This is a genomic window from Agrobacterium tumefaciens (genome assembly GCF_031801495.1).
GTDB classification, from domain to species: Bacteria; Pseudomonadota; Alphaproteobacteria; order Rhizobiales; family Rhizobiaceae; genus Agrobacterium; species Agrobacterium tumefaciens_K.
On the sequence record NZ_JAOEGC010000002.1, the window covers coordinates 1,003,507 to 1,022,212 of the forward strand.

Here is an 18,706-nt window from a genome sequence, read left to right on the forward strand (position 1 = left end):
TTATCTGGGTGGTTGCTTAAAATACCATAAAGCCGGGGAATGCATACGTTTTATGCTTACCAGAATCTTGTACGGGCTTGTGGTTTTCCCACCGCATGACGTGCCTGCCTGATGAGTGCCATGACAATTCCTGATTTGATTTCAGCCCGCGCCCGTCCTTATATCGTCGTCCGCATGTCCATGCTGAAAGGTGCTGTTCCATGTCGACGTCCAGAACGCTGTATTCCCTGTGTGGAAGCGATGCTTCCCGTCCTTTTTCGCCCCATTGCTGGAAAACCGTTCTGTCGCTGGCCCACAAGGGGCTGGATTTCGAGGAGCGTCCCTTGCCGTTCACGGCAATTCCCTCTGCTGAAGGCGGTTTCTCGAAGACGGTGCCGATCCTCCGGGATGGCGACCAGCTGGTAAGCGACAGTTTCGAAATCGCTCTTTATCTTGATGAGGCCTATCCGGAGCGGCCATCCCTGTTCAATGGCGAGGGTGGCAAGGCCATGGCCCGGTTTGTCGAGAGCTGGTCGCAGACGGTGCTGCATCCGGCCATCGTCCGGATCGCCGTTCTCGACATTCACGACATGCTCGATGAACCTGACCGCAGCTATTTCCGAGAAAGCCGGACAAAGGCGCTGGGGCGGTCGCTGGAAGAGACGGTGGCGAACCGCGAAGCGGAAGTGGCTGCTTTTCCGGCATTGCTGACGCCGATCCGCCGTATGCTGGGCTATCAGCCGTTCATCGGCGGTATGTCGCCGCTCTTTGCGGATTATATTGTTTTTGGTGCGCTGCAATGGGCACGCATCACGACAGGCATCGACCTGTTTGCCGGAAAGGATCCCGTCCGCGACTGGTTCGAGAGCTGCCTCGACCTCTACGACGCGAAGGGTCGCAGTGTGACAGCGGCGTGAAATGTCTGGCTTCTCGGTTGCAAAGTGGTGCATCCCCCTTGTTTTCGGGCCTTTGGGCGGGTAAACACCGCCCACTTTCTCTCAAGGAACAGGAAACGGACATATGGCGATTGAACGCACATTTTCGATGATCAAGCCGGACGCAACCAAGCGTAACCTGACTGGCGCCATCACCAAGGTATTTGAAGACAACGGCCTGCGCATTATCGCGTCCAAGCGCGTCTGGATGAGCAAGCGCGAAGCCGAAGGCTTCTACGCCGTTCACAAGGAACGTCCTTTCTTCGGCGAACTCGTTGAAGGCATGACGTCTGGCCCGACCATCGTTCAGGTTCTGGAAGGCGAAAACGCAATCCTCAAGAACCGCGAAATCATGGGCGCGACCAACCCGGCAAATGCTGACGAAGGCACGATCCGCAAGCAGTTCGCTCTCTCCATCGGCGAAAACTCCGTTCACGGTTCCGACGCTCCGGAAACTGCTGTTCAGGAAATCGCCTACTGGTTCGCCGAAACCGAAATCGTTGGCTGATTCAGTTTGTCAGGCACTTGAATCGATCCATCAGGGATTCAACTCAAGAGACTGAAATGACTAAAGGAACGGAGCCGAAAGGCTCCGTTTTTGTTTGCGGTGACGATGAGAGCGTCTTGTCTGGCCTCATTCCTGCGACAACCACAGGAATGAGCGTATTACATCTTTGCTTGGTGTGCCGGTGATGCGACTTCAGAAAACAGGGCAATCCTGCACCGGCCGCATATCGGTTGTACCATCTTTCCGGAAAACCTCCGGGTTGGGCGTGTATAGCGGCCCGACCACCAGAGGCTTTGCGGGCAGCAGCGATTGGTCCGTGTCGGAGGTGATGCTTGTCTCTATGGTCTGAATCACATGCCCGTCAGGCGCTTTCAGGCGGATCTTCACCGCGTAGGGACGACCTTCCCTGATGCACTCCACCGGTGGGCTTTGCAGAACGATCTTCGGATTATTGGGGAAGAGCGGCTCGGTAATGGAAATGGCATCCCCACCGCGCGGGTTTTCGAAGTCTGCCTCAACGCTGCTGCCATCCCTGATGGGTGCTGTCGGCCGAAGCGTCACCAGATAGGTCGCCGTGGCCACCCTATAGTTGAATACGAACATGCGGCCCGACACGGTGACAATTTCGCGCTGCTCTTCCCGTTGGCAGGCAGTGAGCGAAAGCATTGCAAGGATGACAGTCGCAGCGGACCTCATGATGCCGCCTCCTTTTTGCGCCGGTAATGTCTGGCCGCTTTCTGACGGTTGCCGCAGACGGCCATGTCACACCAGATCCGGCTGCGATTCTTGCTTCGGTCGATGAAAAGCCAGCCGCAATTGCCGCAGATCCGCAGACGCTCCCGATCCGGCGACGCGATCAGCGATAGGGCGGAATGCGCCGTTGCGTTGGCTAGGCTTGCGGCGTGCGGGAATGTTCGTAGCGTCGCGCCGCAGGCAAAAAGCAGATCGGCCAGTTTTTGATCGTCACTTCTTCCTTCAAAGACAGCTGCACGGAAATAACCGTCGATTGCCTCCCTGAGATCGAGAAGCACCTGCCGGCTCGAAGCATCGGGTGCCAACAATGCCGAAAACCTGTCTCGCTCGGCACAGAACGCACTCACAGCATCGGCGAAACTCTCGATTTGCTCTGGCACCGCGAAGCGATCCACCGATTTCGAGGCGTCAAAACGCAGGATGACGCTGTTGGCGACGTCCAGCGCCAACGCGCCACCAGCAAAACGATGCGGGGTCCAGCGAAAACTCATCTCGATATTATAACTGTTAAAATCGCTTTTAGTAGTTATAATATCGAAAGAGGAGGGCTGCCGTGGCCTATTTCCTGCAGCAGCTTCTGAACGCCGTGCCGGTCGCCTCGCTCTATGCGATGCTGGCCTTCGGCTATGCGATCGCCTTTTCCGTCACAAAAAGAGCCGATGTGACCTACGGCGCGGTCTTTGCGTTTGCCGGTCAGACATGCCTGTTGTTTGCCGATTTCGGCTGGAACCAGCTGTGGCTTGTCATGCCAGCAACGCTTGCTCTGGGCGCAGGTATGGGGCTGTTTGGCGGCCTATGGGCGGCAACATTTCTCGGGCGAGCCGTGATGCGACCGCTGGCGACCACCTCCGCCAACGCAGTCACGGTGGCTTCGGTTGGCGCGTTGATAGCACTTTCCGAAAGCGCGCGGCTTGCCGCCGGAACCCGCCAGCTCTGGCTGCCGCCCCTGCTGTCGCAGCCGGTGCCGTTCTGGCGGGACGGGGAGTTTACCGTCACGCTGACGCCGATGCAGATGGTGAATACCGCCATCTTCTGCCTGCTTGTCGTGCTCGGAGTGTTATACCTCGCACGCTCGTCCTTCGGACGGCGGTGGAAGGCAGTGTCCGACGATCCGCTTGCCGCATCGCTCTGTGGGGTCAATGCGGGCAGGGTGTTCCTGCTGTCATACTGCGCCGCTGGACTGTTTGCCTCTGTCGCGGGCGTGATGGCGACCTTTTATTACGGCACGATGGATTTTGGTGCGGGGCTGGTCTTCGGCCTGAAGATCGTGCTGATTTCAGCAGCCGGTGGCTACACCAGCCCGCTTGTCTGCGCGCTCGGCGCTGCCGCTATCGGTGTGGTGGAAACGATTTGGGCCGGCTACGGGCCGGTGATGTGGCGTGACGCTGCGGTACTTGCAATGCTCGTTTCATGGCTGATCGTTCTGCGCAGTGCGCGTGACGCGCCCTGAAACCTTACCGCCATTTATCCCGTGCGGCATCGTCGGCATCCTTCGCCGCTACCCAGTCGCCAGCGATCCCATCCTTGCCATGTTCCTTTTTCCAGAACGGCGCGGACGTCTTCAGATAGTCCATCACGAAATTGGCGCCATCGAATGCTGCCTGGCGATGGGAGGAAGCGGCAATCACGAGCACGATGTTGTCGCCCGCAGCGATTTTACCATAGCGATGGATGGCAGTCAGTCCGAGAAGTCCGAAACGCTTGATGGCAAGCTCGGCAACGCGGTTCATTTCCGCTTCGGCCATGCCGGGATAATGCTCAAGCTCGAGTGCCGCCAGCGTGCCGCCGTCATCGCGGCAAAGCCCGGTGAATGCCACCACCGCGCCAACGCTCCTGTCGCTCGCCGTCAGCCTGCGCGTTTCCTCGGCGGCGTCGAAATCGCCCGCCTGAACGCGAATGGTCGGTGTGACGGCTTGCGTCATCGCCTCAGCCCCCCGTCATGGGCGGGAAGATGCCGATCTCGCGCGCTCCGGTGATCGCCTCGTCATGCTCGACATGTTCCTGATTGACCGCGACGCGGATCACATCGGGAAACTCGAAGGCGGCTTCGTAGTTCTCGCCGAGCGTTGTCAGGTAGGCGATGAGTTCGCCAGCCGTCGTCACGGATGTGGGAATATCGATGTCTTCTTCGGCTGTGCCGATCTTTTCACGAATCCAGGCGAAATAGACGATCCGGGTCATCAGTCTGCGTCCACGATATGCTTGAGGCCTGCCTTGAAGTAGTCGTAACCTGTGTAGATGGTCAGCGCCGCTGCGAGCCACAGAAGCGTGATGCCCATTTCGGTCGTGTAGGGCAGAACCTTGTCGCCCGCCGGACCTGCCAGAAGGAAGGCGATGGCGACCATCTGGATCGTCGTCTTCCATTTAGCGATGCGGGTGACGGGAACGCTGACCTTCAGCGCCGCCAGATATTCGCGAAGGCCAGATACCAGAATTTCGCGGCAGAGAATGGTGATGGCGGCCCACAGCGACCAGCCCGCGATGGTGCCGTCGGCAGCCATCAGCAGAAGCACGGATGCGACCAGCAACTTGTCGGCGATCGGGTCCAGCATGCGGCCGATATTCGAGGTCTGGTTCCAGATCCGCGCCAGATAACCGTCCAGGAAGTCCGTCAGCGAAGCGATGATAAACAGCCACAGCGCGGTCCAGCGGGCGAAGTCCGAACTCTCCAGCTTTCCTTCGATGAAGAAGCACAAAACGATGACCGGAACCGCGAGAATGCGGCCGTAGGTCAGGAGGTTGGGAATGCTGTATGCGCGCGAAGCCATGGGAACCCTGTCAATCGAATGTCTGACCTTAGATGCCGCCCCGAAGCAGCAGGGTCAACATCTGATTGTGGTTTTTTAGCAGTCAGTTCCTCACGGTCACGTCAGTCACCACTGCTTTCGTGAAAGTGATTGTAGATTTGCTTCGCCACCGTCTCGGAAATGCCGGTAACAGTCATCAGATCGTTGAGGCCGGCGCGTGACACCGCCTTTGCCGTGCCGAAGTGCTGAAGCAATGCTCGCTTGCGCCCGGGACCGATCCCCGAAATCTCGTCCAGCGGGTTCTTGACCATTTCCTTCTTGCGCCGTGCTCGGTGCGAGCCGATTGCGAAGCGATGCGCCTCGTCGCGCATACGCTGTATGAAATAGAGAACCGGGTCGCGAGGGGGCAGGGAGAAATCGCTGCGCCCGTCGGCAAAGAAACGCTCGCGTCCGGCATCGCGGTCCACCCCCTTGGCCACGCCGATGGCGATCACGCTGTCGCGGATATCCAGCTCGTCGAGAATGGCGCGCACCGCCGTCATCTGGCCCTGGCCACCGTCGATCAGTATCACGTCCGGCCATGTCGGGAATGGCGCGTCGGCAAGCTCGTCCTGTGTCGGTGTCTGGGTGCGGTCGGGTTTGCCTTCCTCTGTGAGAAGGCGCGAAAAGCGTCGCGTCATCACTTCACGCATCATGCCGAAGTCGTCGCCTGGCGTGATGTCGGTCGATTTGATGTTGAACTTGCGGTACTGGTTCTTCACGAAGCCTTCCGGCCCGGCCACGACCATGCCGCCCACGGCGTTGGTGCCCATGATGTGGGAGTTGTCGTAAATCTCGATGCGGCGCGGCACATAGGGAAGACCGAAGGTTTCTGCGAAGCCCTTCAGCAGCCGCCCCTGTGAGGATGTTTCCGCCAGCTTGCGGCCATGCGCCTCGCGGGCATTGGCAAGAACGTGGTCGGTTATGTCTTTCTTTTCGCCACGCTGCGGCACGGCGATCGTGACCTTGTGACCGGCTTTTTCGCCGAGCGCGGCAGCCAGCAGCTCCTGCTCCTCGACGGTTTCGGAAAGCAGGATCTGCCGCGGCACGGGTTTGTCGTCGTAGAACTGCGCCAGAAAGGCATTGAGGATTTCCGCACCCGACAGCGATGGATCGGCCTTCGGGAAATACGCGCGGTTGCCCCAGTTCTGCCCGGTGCGGAAAAAGAACACCTGAATGCAGGAAATGCCGCCTTCATGGTGGATTGCGAACACATCCGCCTCTTCTATACCGGCGGGGTTGATGCCCTGATGGCTCTGGACGTGGCTGAGCGCTGCCAGACGGTCGCGGTAAACGGCGGCACGCTCGAAATCCAGATCTTCCGCAGCCTCGTTCATCTGCCGCGCAATGGCCGTCTTCACGCTCTGGCTCTTGCCGGAAAGGAAGTCCTTGGCCTCTTGTACCAGTTCATCATACCCCGCATCGCTGATTTCATGCGTGCAGGGGCCGGAACAGCGCTTGATCTGGTAGAGAAGACAGGGGCGGGTGCGCGTTTCGAACACGCTGTCGGTACAGGTGCGGATCAGGAAGGCGCGTTGCAGCGAATTGATCGTGCGGCCCACCGCGCTTGCCGAAGCGAAAGGGCCGAAATAATCGCCCTTGCGGGCGCGGGCGCCACGGTGCTTGAAGATCGCCGGTGCGCGGCTGTCGGCTGTGATGAGAATATAGGGGAACGACTTGTCGTCGCGCAAAAGCACGTTGAAGCGAGGCCGCAGGCGCTTGATGAGATTGGCTTCCAGCAGCAGCGCTTCGGTTTCCGTCCGGGTGGTGACGAATTCCATATGCACCGTCAAGCGCACCATCTGGCCAATACGGTTGGAGTGGAACCGGCCTTGTGCGTAGTTGCCGACACGCTTCTTCAGCGAACGCGCCTTGCCGACGTAAAGCACGTCGCCCGCTTCGTTGAACATGCGATAGACACCCGGCGCGTTCGGCAGGTGTTTGACGAATTCGCCGATCAGGTCCATGCCCGTCAGGCCGGATTCGTTTTTCCAGCCCGCGGTCCAGTCGATGCCCTGTGTGTCGCCGGTCTGGCCTGCGTCAGGCGCGGCAATGCTGGCGTCATCGTCTTCATCATCGGTTTCATCGAAGAGAACACCGCCATCCGGCAGCTTCTTTCCGTTCATTCAGGTATCTCCGCCACGTCCGGGGTTTCCCAGCTCAGGTGCTGGCCGCCGTCGAGCGCGATCATTTGTCCGGTGATCGACGGCGTGTCAAAAAGAAAGCGAATCGTCCGCCCGAATTCTTCCGGTGCCGGACCTCTCTTTAATATAAGGCCGTCAATCTGTGCCTGAAAGTCCTCCGGTCGCTGTCTTTCGCTTTTGAAGGAGGGGCCGGGGCCGATTGCGTTGACACGCACACGCGGTGCAAAACTCTGCGCCATCGTCTGCGTCGCCATCCACAGCGCCGATTTGGAGAGAGTGTAGGAGTAAAAGCGCGGATTGGGCGACAGAACTCGCTGATCGACGATATTGACGATCAGTCCGGAATTTTCGGCAGGCAACTGGCTGACCAGTGCTGCGGCCAGAACGGACGGAGCGCGGACATGAACGGCAAAATGCGCGTCGAAAGCGGCCGCATCGGGCTTTTCGGCCGCGTCGTGGCGGAAGACAGAAGCATTATTGACAAGCACACCGATCGGTCCGAGCGCGGATTGCGCCTTTGCCACGAGGTCGGCCGTCGCAGAAGATTCTGTCAGGTCCGCCTGGAGGGCAACGGCCTTGCCGCCTTTCTGCCTTATTTCGTTAGCGAATTCCTCTGCCTGCGCCATGGAGGTGTTGGCGTGGATGGCAACGGCAAAGCCTTGCGCTGCAAGGTCTTCGGTTATTGCTCGCCCCAGCCTGCGTGCGGCCCCGGTTATCAAGACGGTCTTTGGTATATTCTCGATCACATTCAACCTGCATTTGCTCACACTCGTCCTATTTGGTTGATATAGATGCAAACCGCAAGATTTTCCTGAATGACCAAGGAAAAATGTGGAATTTTATTTTTGATATATTCAAAGTTTAATTAAAATATAATCAAGTTTAATTTGGATATACTGAAAATTAAATCTCCATTATCCTTAATAAAATATTTGTTGCAGTTAGGCAACGTCAAATTCTAGTCACGTCACTGCCCCAAACAATTCACATTTTGGCTCTGTGATTTCCGCATTCTCCTATCAAATTCAATTTCCAGAGGGGCGATTAACCCGAGGAATTATGCCGTGTCTGAAAAACCGATGTTTTTGAGTGCAGCGCGGTCTTGAAAGGAGAATAGCATGCGTATTTTCGTAGCAACCCTGATGGCTTCGACCATGGCCGCAGCGGCCTTTTCTGCCGCTCATGCTGCGGACGCCGTAAATGAAGTGCCGCAGGCGCCGGTCTCTTACGACCAGCCCGCACCGGTCAAGGATTGGTCCGGCGCTTACCTCGGTGGTACGGTCAACTACGATTGGGGCCGTTTCAGCTCCAGCAACGACGGACGTGACGCCAAGGGCGCTGGCGGCGGTCTGTACGGCGGTTACAACTGGCAGAACGGCCAGATCGTTTACGGTGCCGAAGCTGACGTCAACCTCGGCGACGAGCGTGGCTCTGCCGGTGTGGTCAACGGCAACGCCGTTGAAGGCAAGCAGGGTGTAAACGGCTCTATCCGTGCCCGCGTCGGTTACGACATGAACCCGTTCCTGGTTTACGGTACGGCCGGTCTGGCAGCATCGGACAACAAGGTTCGTGATACAACGTCCGAGGACAGCGCAACCGCTCTCGGTTATACGGTCGGTGCCGGTGTTGAAGCCATGGTTACGGACAACATCACCGCTCGTCTCGAATACCGCTACAGCGACTACCAGAAGAAGGACTACGGTCTGGACTCCGGCGCATTCTCGCGCGGTTACGACGACCACTCGGTCAAGGCCGGTATCGGCGTCAAGTTCTGATCCTTCCAGGATCATCCATTGGAAAAGCCGGGGTTTGCGCCCCGGCTTTTTTGTATTCTGGTATCGGATCGTTTGAAGCGTGAAGCAGATCAGGCCGCGGCCTTGATCTCGTTGTAGGCCTCGAAACGCTTGGCGAATTTTTCCGGCCATGCGGCCAGTGCCTCGCGGCCTTCTGCCCATTCACCGGCGAAACGCAGGTCGAGATAGCTGATCATTGCCGCCAGCGCGAAATGACCGCCATGCAGCTTCTTGCCCGTCTTGGGCAGGTTGGCGTTCAGATGGTCGAGGCCCTTGACGACCTTCTTCCACTGCTTGTCGATCCAAGGCTGATGGATTTTTTCTTCCGGGCGGAAACGGCGCTCGTAGACGATGGCCAGCAGGCAGTCCATGATGCCGTCGCACAGTGCTTCCAGCACTTCGGCATCGGTGCGCTTTTCATGCTTCTTGGGGTATAGCTTGCCGCCCGAAAGCCGGTCGAGGTAATGCATGATGGCGACGCTGTCATAAACGGAGCCGCCGTTGTCGAGCAGCAGAACCGGGATCTTGCCGAGCGGATTGTTGTCCATCAGCGTTGCGGGTTCGGCGTTGGTGTCGACGCGCACGGCGGTAAGTTCGATGCCGAGATGCCGTGCGGCCATGCGAGCTTTGGCGGAGTAGGGGGAGGCGGGCGAATAAAGCAGTTCCATGATCGGGTCCTGATGTGGGTTAGCGGATCGGAATGATTTCGGTCGTGTTGGCGCGGCAGCCCCTGCGGTCCAGTTCGGGGCATTCGCGAAAGGTCATGTCCTTGCTCAGGCATATGCGGACTTCCTCGAAGCGCTGCCCGTCGCAACTTATCGAGACGCCGCGCCTGGACATGCCGGGATTGGCTTCGGTGAAGGCGGTTTCGATGGCATCGGCAGACAGGCTGGTGGCGCGCGTACCCGAGGCGATGGTGGCTGGCAGCGCCACGGCTTCGAAGGCGTTTCGTGTCGCGGCGAAATATTCCTTTTGCGAAAGACCCGAACAGGAGCCGTGCTTGCGCCACTGATGGCCGATCAGGCCCATCGACGGCATGATGTCGAACATCGTGCGGCCGAGGGCATCGGGTACGCGGTCCGGCTCGCTGCTTTTGCAGAACTCGGGATAGCCGCTTTCATTCTGAGGCCACAGGCCGTGCACGACAAAGCCATAGCGCTTGCCGGTGCCGCATTGCTGCCTGTTGCTCGAAGCATCCGCTCCGGCGCAGAAAGCGGGCGACCATGACAGAGACAGCACGTAAAAATCGAAACCCGTCCCGGTCGGCAAGGATGTCTTTACATCGTCGGAGCGTTGCGGTTTTCTGGGCGTGTCCGGGCGCACAGTGCTCGTTTCTGTTGCCGGCGAAGGAGACTGTGGCTCGTGACCAGGCTGATTTTCCCGCGTCAGCCAGAGTGCTGCAAGCGATAGCAATCCAAGAGCTATGAAACCGGCATAACGCTTCATTTTATGGCACGTTCTCCGGAGATATGGTGGCCGTTTGGGTCTGTGGCGCGTGATGTCCCGGTCTTACATCAAGTTGTGAACGAGGCAAACCGCCAATCGCCGATGAAAAGGTTGAAAGCCATCGGCCATAACGAATAAGGTCAAACGAATCTCCCAAAAAACGATGAATAAATGGGGAAACTGGAGGAATTTGGCGGGCATGGCCGCATGAAATTGAAGAAGTATATCTGGCCTGTCGTGGGCCTTGCGACGATCGGTTTTTCCGCCTGGTTGCTGTATCACGAATTGCGTGGCCTCTCGCTTGACGATCTGTGGGATAGCCTGACGGCGATCCGCGCCCGTGACTGGATTTGTTCGGGGTTGGCAACGCTGGTCGCCTATGCCGCCCTTGCCGGCTATGACCGTATTGCTCTCCAGCATCTGGGCCGCAAGGTGAACTGGCTGTTCATCACATTGACGTCGTTCACCACCTACGCATTGTCTCACAATGTCGGGGCGTCGGTCTTTTCGGGGGCTGTAGTCCGTTACAGGGCTTACACTTCAAAAGGCCTGACGGTCGGTGAAGTTGGCGTACTTGTCGCGCTTTGCTCATTCACCTTCGCCATCGGCACGATCATGCTCATCGGTCTAGTGTTGCTGTACGAGCCGGATATCACCGAGCGTTTCACGGGAATTCTGCCGGTGGAGGCATCGACCACCACAGGCGCCCTGCTGCTTCTCGTCGTCGGGCTTTATGTGCTCGGCAGTCTGCTGAAGCTCAAGCCGCTGAGGATCGGCTCCTTCTTCCTTCCGTATCCGGCCCCGAAACTGGTGGCGCAGCAGCTTGTCATTGGTCCGATCGAGTTGATCGGCGCTGCTGGCATCATCTATTTCGCGCTGCCGGAGGCTGGAAACCCCGGATATATGATCATCCTCGGGATTTTCCTGATATCCTTCTCGGCCGCGCTGATTTCCCATGCGCCCGGAGGGCTGGGTGTGCTGGAGCTGGTGTTCGTGACCGGTCTGCCTGACATGAACCCGGCCGATGTCATCGCGGCGCTCTTGGTCTTCCGGCTTTTCTACCTCATCGTCCCGTTCGTGCTGGGGCTGTTCGTCATCCTGTTTTTCGAACGCTCGCAGCTTGCTGCCGCACAAAGGGAAGAAGGGCTTAAATAGCCCTTCATGTCTCGTCCGACTTTTCCTCACCGCGCAACCAGAACGCACGGTGAGAAGCGTAACGGTCCTGCGCCATGATGGTCTTGAGAACCGGGAGCAGGGTGTGCAGTTCGTCCTTCAAAGTGTAGGGCGGGTTGACGATGATGAGGCCGGAGCCGCTGAGGCCGTCCAGCCGGTCGCTTCTGACGGACAGCTCGGCGCACAGCATTTTCGGAATGTCGAAGGATTGCAGCCGCTCGTGGAAATCGCGGATCGGTGCGCCTTTTTTCAACGGATACCACAGGCAATAGGTGCCGGTGGAAAAACGCTTGTAAGCCTTGTTCAGGCCATCGGCCAGACGCTGATATTCATTTTCGAGTTCGAACGGCGGATCGACGAGAATGAGGCCGCGCTTTTCCTTCGGCGGCAGATGTGCGCCGAGCGACAGCCAGCCATCCAGTTCGGTCACACGCGCCTGATAATCGCCTTCGAAGAGACGCGAGAGGGCGCGGCAATCGTCCGGATGCAGTTCCATCGCTGACAGCCGGTCCTGCGGACGAAACAACATGCGCGCCAGCTTGGGAGAGCCGGGATAATACTGGATGCCGCCTTCCGGGTTCAGCTCCTTCACGGCGGTCAGGTATGGCTCCAGCAGTTCGGCAACCGCAGCTGGCAGATTTGCTTCCATCAGCTTGCCGATACCCGTCTGCCACTCACCGGTCTTCTGCGCTTCCTCGCTGGAAAGGTCATAAAGACCGATGCCTGCATGCGTGTCGAGCACGCGGAATGCCTTATCCTTGTTCTGCAGGTAGCGCACCAGCCGCGCCAGCACGGCGTGCTTGAGGACGTCCGCGAAATTGCCGGCGTGATAGATATGGCGGTAGTTCATGGACGTGTCTCGCTTGCCGATGGTAAGGATGAATATTCTTGATAAGCGCCACTTCGGCCTTTTGGCTGCTCCGTTGTTGCAATATACAAAAGATATGAACGTTGCGACCCCGATTTCCGCCAAAACCCAGGCAGATGCTACACGCGTCGGCCATACGGTCTGTCCCCATGACTGTCCGAGCGCCTGCGCGCTGGAGGTCGATATCAATGCCGACGGCCGGATAGGCCGCGTGCGCGGCGCCAATGCCAACACCTATACCGCCGGTGTGATCTGCGCCAAGGTGGCGCGCTATTCCGAGCGCATCTATCATCCGGGCCGCCTTTTGACCCCGAAGCGCCGTAAAGGCGCGAAGGGTGCTGGAGACTGGCAGGAGATTTCCTGGGAAGCGGCGCTCGACGAGATCGCTGACGCCTTCATCAAGGCGGAAGCGAAGCATGGTGCCGAGGCGGTTTGGCCTTATTTCTACGCCGGAACCATGGGGCAGGTACAGCGCGACTCGATCGAGCGCTTACGCCACGCCAAGAAATATTCCGGCTTCTTCGGCACGATCTGCACCAACATGGCCTGGACCGGTTATGTGATGGGTACCGGGGCGCTGCGTGGCCCGGATCCGCGTGAAATGGCCAAAGCCGATGTGGTGGTGATCTGGGGGACCAATGCGGTCGCCACGCAGGTCAACGTCATGACGCACGCGGTGAAGGCCCGCAAGGAACGCGGTGCGAAGATCGTAGTGGTCGACATCTACGACAACCCGACAATGAAGCAGGCGGACATGAAGCTCGTCGTCAGGCCGGGCACGGATGCCGCACTTGCCTGCGCCGTGATGCACATCGCCTTCCGCGACGGTTATGCCGATCGGGCCTATATGGCGAAATTCGCTGACGATCCGGCTGGGCTGGAAAGCCACCTGAAAACCAAAACACCGCAATGGGCATCCGAGATCACCGGTCTGTCCGTCGAGCAGATCGAGGATTTCGCACGCCTCGTCGGCACGACGAAAAAGACCTTCTTCCGCCTCGGTTATGGTTTCGCCCGCCAACGCAACGGCGCTATCGCCATGCATGCCGCGCTGTCCATCTCCACTGTTCTCGGTTCCTGGCAATATGAAGGCGGCGGCGCATTCCATAACAACGGCGCGATCTTCCGGCTGAACAAGGCGGAACTGATGGGCACTGCCTATGCCGATCCTGACGTGCGCCAGCTTGACCAGTCGCAGATCGGCCGCATCCTGACGGGTGACGCGGACGCGCTACGCCATCGTGGTCCGGTGACAGCGCTTCTCATCCAGAACACCAATCCCGTCAACGTCACGCCGGAGCAGCGGCTGGTGAAGCAGGGCTTCCTGCGCGACGATCTCTTCGTGGCCGTGCATGAGCAGTTCATGACCGAGACGGCTGAACTTGCCGATATCGTCCTGCCCGCCACCATGTTCCTTGAACATGACGACCTCTATCGTGCCGGTGGCCAGAACCACATTTTGCTCGGCCCGAAGCTGGTCGATCCGCCGGAAACCGTACGCACCAATCTCTTCGTCATCGAAGAACTGGCAAAGCGTCTCGGCGTTGATCACATGCCGGGCTTCGGCCTGTCTGCGCGCGAACATGTCGACCGCATTCTACAGGCGAGCGGCTGGGGCAATTTCGAAACGCTCGAGGAAGAAAAGTGGATCGATGCGCAGCCGTCTTTCGAGGTCGCGCACTATCTGGAAGGTTTCGGCCATGACGATGGCAAATTCCGCTTCAGCCCGGATTGGGTCAACGGCCCGGCACCAGACAAACCCCCGGCAAGCATTGGCGTCATGGGGCCGATTGGGGAGTTCCCGAAATTTCCCGATCAGGTGAACGTCATCGAAACCGCCGATGAAAACCATCCCTTCAGGTTGGCGACGTCGCCTGCCCGCAACTTCCTGAATTCCACCTTCGCGGAAACCAAGACGTCCGTACAGAAAGAAGGTCGACCGGAGCTTATGATCTGTCCTGACGATGCCGCCCGTCTCGATATCGCCGAGGGCGATGTCGTGCGGATCGGCAACGGGCGGGGCGAGGTTCGCCTCCATGCGAAGATCGTCGAGGGCGCGCGGGCCGGTGTGGTGATTGCCGAAGGGCTATGGCCCAACAAGGCGCATCTGGACGGTGAGGGTATCAACGTGCTGACCGGTGCCGATGCCGTTGCCCCTTACGGCGGTGCGGCCTTCCATGACAACAAGGTCTGGCTGCGGAAAGACTGCTGAATGTCGAAATTCGAGAATGTGAAGATCGAGATCCTGAAGGAAGAAACCCTTTCGGACAACTGGTATCACCTGCGCAACATCACCTATCGCTATACCGATTCCAAGGGCGAGACGAAGGTCCACAAGCGCGAGGCCTATGATCGCGGCAATGGTGCGACGATCCTGCTTTACGATCCGCGCCGCGATACGGTGGTGCTGGTGAGGCAGTTTCGCATGCCGACCTATGTTAACGGCTATCATGGCTGGCTTCTGGAAACGCCTGCGGGCCTTCTGGATGGTGAAAATCCCGCTGAGGCCATTCGCCGCGAAGTCATGGAGGAAACCGGCTATCTCCTGAAAGATGTCCGCTTTCTGTTCAAGTCCTTCATGTCGCCGGGATCGGTGACGGAGATCGTGCATTTCTTTGCCGCCGTCATCGACAGTTCCGATCAGGCGGAAGAGGGCGGCGGGGCCGCGCATGAGGGCGAGGATATCGAGGTTGTGGAAATTCCGCTCGCCGATGCCATGAAGATGATAGAAAACGGCGATATCTGCGACGGCAAGACCATCATGCTGCTGCAATGGGCTGCGCTCAATCGGGCCTCGCTCACCATCTGACTTTTTGATTGCGAGCGGAGTTTCGAATGCACGGTTCAGTTATCGGTTCACCTGCCGTCAACAGCGATGAAGATCGTGTCCGGCTGGTCGAAAAGACAACGGTGTGGAAGCGCTTCGTTCATCTTCAGACGCTTGTCTTCGATCAGCGCATGCCGGATGGACGGATTATCCGCATTGATCGCGAAGTGCATGACCATGGCAAGGCCGCGGCCATCCTGCTTTACGATTCCGTGCGCGACAGCGTTGTCATGGTGCGCCAGTTCCGCCCGGCCGCGTTCGTCAACGGCGATCCGTCTTTCATGCTCGAGGTTCCCGCAGGCCTTCTCGACGACGATGATGCCGCCGAGGCGGTCCGCCGTGAGGCGATGGAGGAATCCGGTTATGCGGTTGAAAAGGTGCAATATCTTTTCGACATGTATGCCAGCCCCGGCACGCTGACGGAAAAGGTAAGCCTGTTTTTTGCCCATGTCGATCTCGACATGAAGGCGGGCGAGGGCGGTGGCCTGGACCATGAAGGTGAGGATATCGAGATCCTGACGTACACGCTCGATGATGCTTTCGCGATGATCGCTTCCGGCGAAATCACCGATTCCAAGACCATCATTCTGCTGCAATGGGCGATGCTGAACAGGCAAACGTTGCGGTAAGCGTCGCAGCCGCGCCGTTAAGCCGCTCATTCGGTTTTAATGAAGTTCTGCGTTATGCCGAGATAACTTGGGCGGTGGGATCCGCATTGCCGCCGTCTCTGATCGCCCGGCCATTTTGCATGCGTACCTTGCCTTGCGCAAGCAGCTTGAGCGCAAGCGGATAGAGCTGATGCTCGACGGTCAGAACGCGTGCCGCCAGCGTGTCGGCGGTATCGTCGGCCAGAACCGGGACGACCGCCTGGCCGATCACCGGGCCTTCGTCCATGCCTTCGGTCACGAAATGCACGGTGCAGCCGGAAACCTTCATGCCGCTGTCGATGGCGCGCTGATGGGTGTGCAGGCCGGGGAAAAGCGGCAGCAGGGACGGGTGGATATTGATGATCCGGCCTTCATACGGTTTGATGAAGTCACCGGAAATCAGCCGCATGTAACCGGCGAGGCAGATAATATCGGGCGCGATCTCACCGAGAGCGGCGAGAATGGCCGCTTCGTGTTCCGCCTTGCTGGCATAGTTCTTCCGTTCGAAAGCAAGGGTCGGAATGCCGAGTGCCTGTGCTTTGGCAAGTCCGCCGGCAGAGGCCTTGTCGGAGATGACGCAGGCAATTTCCGCTGGAAACTCTTCGTCCTGACATGCCTTCGCAAGCGAAATCATGTTGGAGCCGCCGCCGGAAATGAAGACGACGACTTTGCTGCGAGTGAACGAAGAGGCAGGGCTGCTCATAGGCCAAGCGTGCCCTTGTAGATCGTGCCGTGAGCGTCTTCAGCGCGGGCGACCATGCGGCCGAGCGGGAGTACTGTTTCACCCTCGGCGGTCAGCACGTCAGTGACCTTCTGCGCATTTTCTGCCGAAACGACGACGATCATGCCGACGCCGCAGTTGAAGGTGCGCAGCATTTCGGTGGCTTCGACGCCGCCCGTCTTGGCCAGCCACGAAAAGACAGTCGGAACCTTGATCGAGGCAAGGTCGATTTCGGCAGCGAGGTGCTTCGGCAGCACGCGCGGAATGTTTTCCGGGAAGCCGCCGCCGGTGATGTGCGCGAGAGCCTTCAGGGCACCCGTTTCGCGGATCGCCTTCAGGAGTGGCTTCACATAGATGCGTGTCGGGGTGAGCAACGCTTCGCCCAGCTTCTTGCCATCGGCGAAAGGCGCAGGTGCATCCCAGCCCAGGCCGGACAGCGACACGATCTTGCGAACCAGCGAAAAGCCGTTGGAGTGGACGCCGGAAGAGGAAAGACCGAGAATGATGTCGCCTTCGGCAATGTCGCCAGCCGGAAGAAGCTGACCGCGCTCCGCAGCGCCAACGGCGAAGCCCGCGAGGTCGTAGTCGCCATCCGAATACATGCCGGGCATTTCAGCGGTTTCTCCGCCGATCAGTGCGCAGCCGGATTCGCGGCAACCAGCCGCAATGCCAGAAACGATGGCCGCGCCCTGATCCGGGTCCAGCTTGCCTGTTGCGAAATAATCGAGGAAGAAAAGCGGTTCTGCGCCCTGTACGACCAGATCGTTCACGCACATGGCAACGAGGTCGATGCCGACCGTATCGTGATAATCCGCATCGATGGCGATCTTGAGCTTGGTGCCGACGCCGTCATTGGCGGCAACCAGAACCGGATCGGTAAAGCCTGCTGCCTTGAGGTCGAACAGGCCGCCGAAGCCGCCGATTTCGCCGTCCGCGCCGGGACGTCGCGTCGAACGCACCGCCGGTTTGATCTTCTCGACCATCAGGTTGCCGGCGTCGATATCCACACCTGCATCACTATAGGTAAGACCGTTCTTGCCCGACTGGCTCATGGCTCTCGTCTCCGCTGGTTCCGTTGGCGTCGCCATTCGCATGGGATGGAGGCATATGCAAGGGTAAGAGTGGCAAAAGCTCCCGTTTTTAACGGGTTTGGGCCTCTCGCGGCGTCAGCTTGGACTTGAGGCGACGCGGCAAACGAGATTGAGCAGGCCATCGCGCGATGTATCCGAATTCTCGCTGATCGGCCGCCCGTCTTCTCCGTATCGTGCGACGATCTCGAAACCGGCCGCTTCCAGCTGGCGGGTCTGGTTCGCAAGGTCGATGAAATAGAACAGCCCGCTCCAGCGATGCGCTTGATCGACGAGGATGGCGTATTCGTCCGTCTTGCGCGTCTGCTGTTGCAGGCGCAGGTAGTTGAGCCAGCTTTTCGGGTGGAAGGAATTCACCACCTCACGCGGATGCCAGGAGCGTGAATGCAGCGGCATGCCGCCTGAACGCTTCCAGTTGCGGTTGTGAAACGAAAAGATGAAATAGCCGCCAGGCGCCAGGATGTCCCGTGCCGCATGAATGATTGCCAGCCGGTCGACATGGTCGAAGGCGCTGAGAATGGCCAGTGCGCCCAGCACGCAGTCGAACCGCGCTGGTCCGAATTCGCCGATGGCGCGCACATCCATGTCCATGAAGGTGGCGGCGGGGAAATTGCGTCGAGCAAGTCCCAGCATCTGATGGGAGCGGTCGATACCCACATAATCGCTGACAAGGGGCAGAAGGGGTTTTGTCGTCCTGCCGGTCCCCACGCCAAGATCGAGCAGCCGTTTATCGGCGTAGGCGTGGCGGAATTGTTCGAGGATGATACGCTCGGCGGGGTAAAGTTCCTGGTTGTCATACCATGCCGCCACGTCGGCGTGATCGAAAAGCTCGGCATTATGCTCCGCCATACTGGTTTCACGCATGCCTTGCATTGTTTCCCCCAATAAAAACGATCTCTGAAGGCGGTCAACGTATAATTGATACTCATCTAATCTTGGATGGTGGTCAACCTCCGGTTTATCCGCAGTCGTGGAGGAGAGTAGTCGTTACCGCGCCCGGTCTTGACCATTCGCGCAAGTGCATCCTATCTGCATCGG

At 58.8% G+C, this 18,706-nt stretch carries 21 protein-coding genes; 8 read left to right on the top strand and 13 right to left on the bottom strand.

Features of this window, described 5'->3' with window-relative positions:
* Positions 1 to 200: 200 nt before the first annotated feature.
* Entirely contained in the window at positions 201 to 896 is a 696-nt protein-coding gene (locus N7578_RS14320; RefSeq protein WP_311110971.1) for a glutathione S-transferase family protein, read from the top strand.
* Between the two features lie 103 nt (positions 897 to 999).
* Positions 1,000 to 1,422, top strand: coding sequence for a nucleoside-diphosphate kinase (gene ndk / locus N7578_RS14325; protein ID WP_018898730.1), 423 nt, complete (start codon positions 1,000 to 1,002; stop codon positions 1,420 to 1,422).
* Between the two features lie 192 nt (positions 1,423 to 1,614).
* Here ndk and N7578_RS14330 read toward each other — a convergent pair whose 3' ends face one another.
* Both N7578_RS14330 and N7578_RS14335 read right to left on the bottom strand, forming a co-directional pair.
* Positions 1,615 to 2,118 carry a hypothetical protein gene (locus N7578_RS14330; RefSeq protein WP_311110972.1) on the bottom strand — a complete coding sequence of 168 codons (504 nt, stop codon included), beginning with the start codon at positions 2,116 to 2,118 and terminating at the stop codon, positions 1,615 to 1,617.
* Positions 2,115 to 2,666, bottom strand: coding sequence for a CGNR zinc finger domain-containing protein (locus N7578_RS14335; RefSeq protein WP_311110973.1), 552 nt, complete (start codon positions 2,664 to 2,666; stop codon positions 2,115 to 2,117). Before N7578_RS14335 ends, N7578_RS14330 begins: the two co-directional genes overlap by 4 nt.
* A 62-nt stretch (positions 2,667 to 2,728) precedes the next feature.
* Here N7578_RS14335 and N7578_RS14340 point away from each other — a divergent pair, with 62 nt between their 5' ends.
* The gene (locus N7578_RS14340) at positions 2,729 to 3,625 is read left to right on the top strand and encodes a branched-chain amino acid ABC transporter permease (protein WP_311110974.1); all 897 of its coding nucleotides are present in this window, start codon (positions 2,729 to 2,731) and stop codon (positions 3,623 to 3,625) included.
* Between the two features lie 4 nt (positions 3,626 to 3,629).
* Here N7578_RS14340 and N7578_RS14345 read toward each other — a convergent pair whose 3' ends face one another.
* The 5 genes from N7578_RS14345 to N7578_RS14365 all read right to left on the bottom strand — a co-directional run bounded on the left by N7578_RS14345 (position 3,630) and on the right by N7578_RS14365 (position 7,872).
* Positions 3,630 to 4,097, bottom strand: a complete 468-nt coding sequence (locus N7578_RS14345; protein WP_311110975.1) for a molybdenum cofactor biosynthesis protein MoaE — start codon at positions 4,095 to 4,097, stop codon at positions 3,630 to 3,632.
* Positions 4,098 to 4,101: 4 nt separating this feature from the next.
* Positions 4,102 to 4,356: a molybdopterin converting factor subunit 1 gene (gene moaD, locus N7578_RS14350; RefSeq protein ID WP_311110976.1), complete on the bottom strand. Its 255-nt coding sequence runs from the start codon at positions 4,354 to 4,356 to the stop codon at positions 4,102 to 4,104.
* On the bottom strand, positions 4,356 to 4,943 hold the full coding sequence (gene pgsA / locus N7578_RS14355) for a CDP-diacylglycerol--glycerol-3-phosphate 3-phosphatidyltransferase (protein WP_311110977.1): 588 nt from the start codon (positions 4,941 to 4,943) through the stop codon (positions 4,356 to 4,358). The genes moaD and pgsA overlap by 1 nt, the downstream gene beginning before the upstream one ends.
* Positions 4,944 to 5,044: 101 nt before the next feature.
* Positions 5,045 to 7,087, bottom strand: a complete 2,043-nt coding sequence (gene uvrC / locus N7578_RS14360; RefSeq protein ID WP_311110978.1) for an excinuclease ABC subunit UvrC — start codon at positions 7,085 to 7,087, stop codon at positions 5,045 to 5,047.
* Positions 7,084 to 7,872 (bottom strand): SDR family oxidoreductase, encoded by a 789-nt coding sequence (locus tag N7578_RS14365; RefSeq protein ID WP_311110979.1) that lies wholly within the window; start codon positions 7,870 to 7,872, stop codon positions 7,084 to 7,086. Before N7578_RS14365 ends, uvrC begins: the two co-directional genes overlap by 4 nt.
* Positions 7,873 to 8,223: 351 nt before the next feature.
* On the opposite strand from N7578_RS14365, the gene N7578_RS14370 reads away from it, so the two are divergent.
* A complete protein-coding gene (locus N7578_RS14370; RefSeq protein ID WP_311110980.1) occupies positions 8,224 to 8,880 on the top strand; it encodes a porin family protein in 657 nt (218 codons plus the stop codon).
* An 89-nt stretch (positions 8,881 to 8,969) separates the two neighbouring features.
* Here N7578_RS14370 and N7578_RS14375 read toward each other — a convergent pair whose 3' ends face one another.
* Complete coding sequence (locus N7578_RS14375) at positions 8,970 to 9,566, bottom strand: glutathione S-transferase (RefSeq protein WP_311110981.1); 597 nt, start codon at positions 9,564 to 9,566, stop codon at positions 8,970 to 8,972.
* A gap of 19 nt (positions 9,567 to 9,585) precedes the next feature.
* A complete protein-coding gene (locus tag N7578_RS14380; protein ID WP_311110982.1) occupies positions 9,586 to 10,344 on the bottom strand; it encodes a ribonuclease T2 family protein in 759 nt (252 codons plus the stop codon).
* A 207-nt stretch (positions 10,345 to 10,551) separates the two neighbouring features.
* On the opposite strand from N7578_RS14380, the gene N7578_RS14385 reads away from it, so the two are divergent.
* Positions 10,552 to 11,499: a lysylphosphatidylglycerol synthase domain-containing protein gene (locus tag N7578_RS14385; RefSeq protein ID WP_311110983.1), complete on the top strand. Its 948-nt coding sequence runs from the start codon at positions 10,552 to 10,554 to the stop codon at positions 11,497 to 11,499.
* A gap of 4 nt (positions 11,500 to 11,503) precedes the next feature.
* Here N7578_RS14385 and N7578_RS14390 read toward each other — a convergent pair whose 3' ends face one another.
* Entirely contained in the window at positions 11,504 to 12,367 is an 864-nt protein-coding gene (locus tag N7578_RS14390; RefSeq protein ID WP_311110984.1) for a 23S rRNA (adenine(2030)-N(6))-methyltransferase RlmJ, read from the bottom strand.
* A gap of 28 nt (positions 12,368 to 12,395) precedes the next feature.
* On the opposite strand from N7578_RS14390, the gene N7578_RS14395 reads away from it, so the two are divergent.
* The 3 genes from N7578_RS14395 to N7578_RS14405 are packed head-to-tail and all read left to right on the top strand — an operon-like array spanning position 12,396 to position 15,841.
* Positions 12,396 to 14,597: a molybdopterin oxidoreductase family protein gene (locus tag N7578_RS14395; protein ID WP_311110985.1), complete on the top strand. Its 2,202-nt coding sequence runs from the start codon at positions 12,396 to 12,398 to the stop codon at positions 14,595 to 14,597.
* Positions 14,598 to 15,194, top strand: coding sequence for an NUDIX domain-containing protein (locus N7578_RS14400; protein ID WP_311110986.1), 597 nt, complete (start codon positions 14,598 to 14,600; stop codon positions 15,192 to 15,194).
* Positions 15,195 to 15,220: 26 nt separating this feature from the next.
* Positions 15,221 to 15,841 (top strand): NUDIX domain-containing protein, encoded by a 621-nt coding sequence (locus N7578_RS14405; protein WP_311110987.1) that lies wholly within the window; start codon positions 15,221 to 15,223, stop codon positions 15,839 to 15,841.
* Between the two features lie 52 nt (positions 15,842 to 15,893).
* Here the strand turns inward: N7578_RS14405 and purN are convergent, their stop codons facing one another.
* The 3 genes from purN to N7578_RS14420 all read right to left on the bottom strand — a co-directional run bounded on the left by purN (position 15,894) and on the right by N7578_RS14420 (position 18,532).
* Positions 15,894 to 16,562 (bottom strand): phosphoribosylglycinamide formyltransferase, encoded by a 669-nt coding sequence (gene purN, locus N7578_RS14410; RefSeq protein ID WP_311110988.1) that lies wholly within the window; start codon positions 16,560 to 16,562, stop codon positions 15,894 to 15,896.
* Positions 16,559 to 17,632 (bottom strand): phosphoribosylformylglycinamidine cyclo-ligase, encoded by a 1,074-nt coding sequence (gene purM / locus N7578_RS14415; protein ID WP_311110989.1) that lies wholly within the window; start codon positions 17,630 to 17,632, stop codon positions 16,559 to 16,561. Before purM ends, purN begins: the two co-directional genes overlap by 4 nt.
* Positions 17,633 to 17,746: 114 nt before the next feature.
* Positions 17,747 to 18,532, bottom strand: a complete 786-nt coding sequence (locus tag N7578_RS14420) for a class I SAM-dependent methyltransferase (protein ID WP_311110990.1) — start codon at positions 18,530 to 18,532, stop codon at positions 17,747 to 17,749.
* Between the last annotated feature and the right edge of the window lie 174 nt (positions 18,533 to 18,706).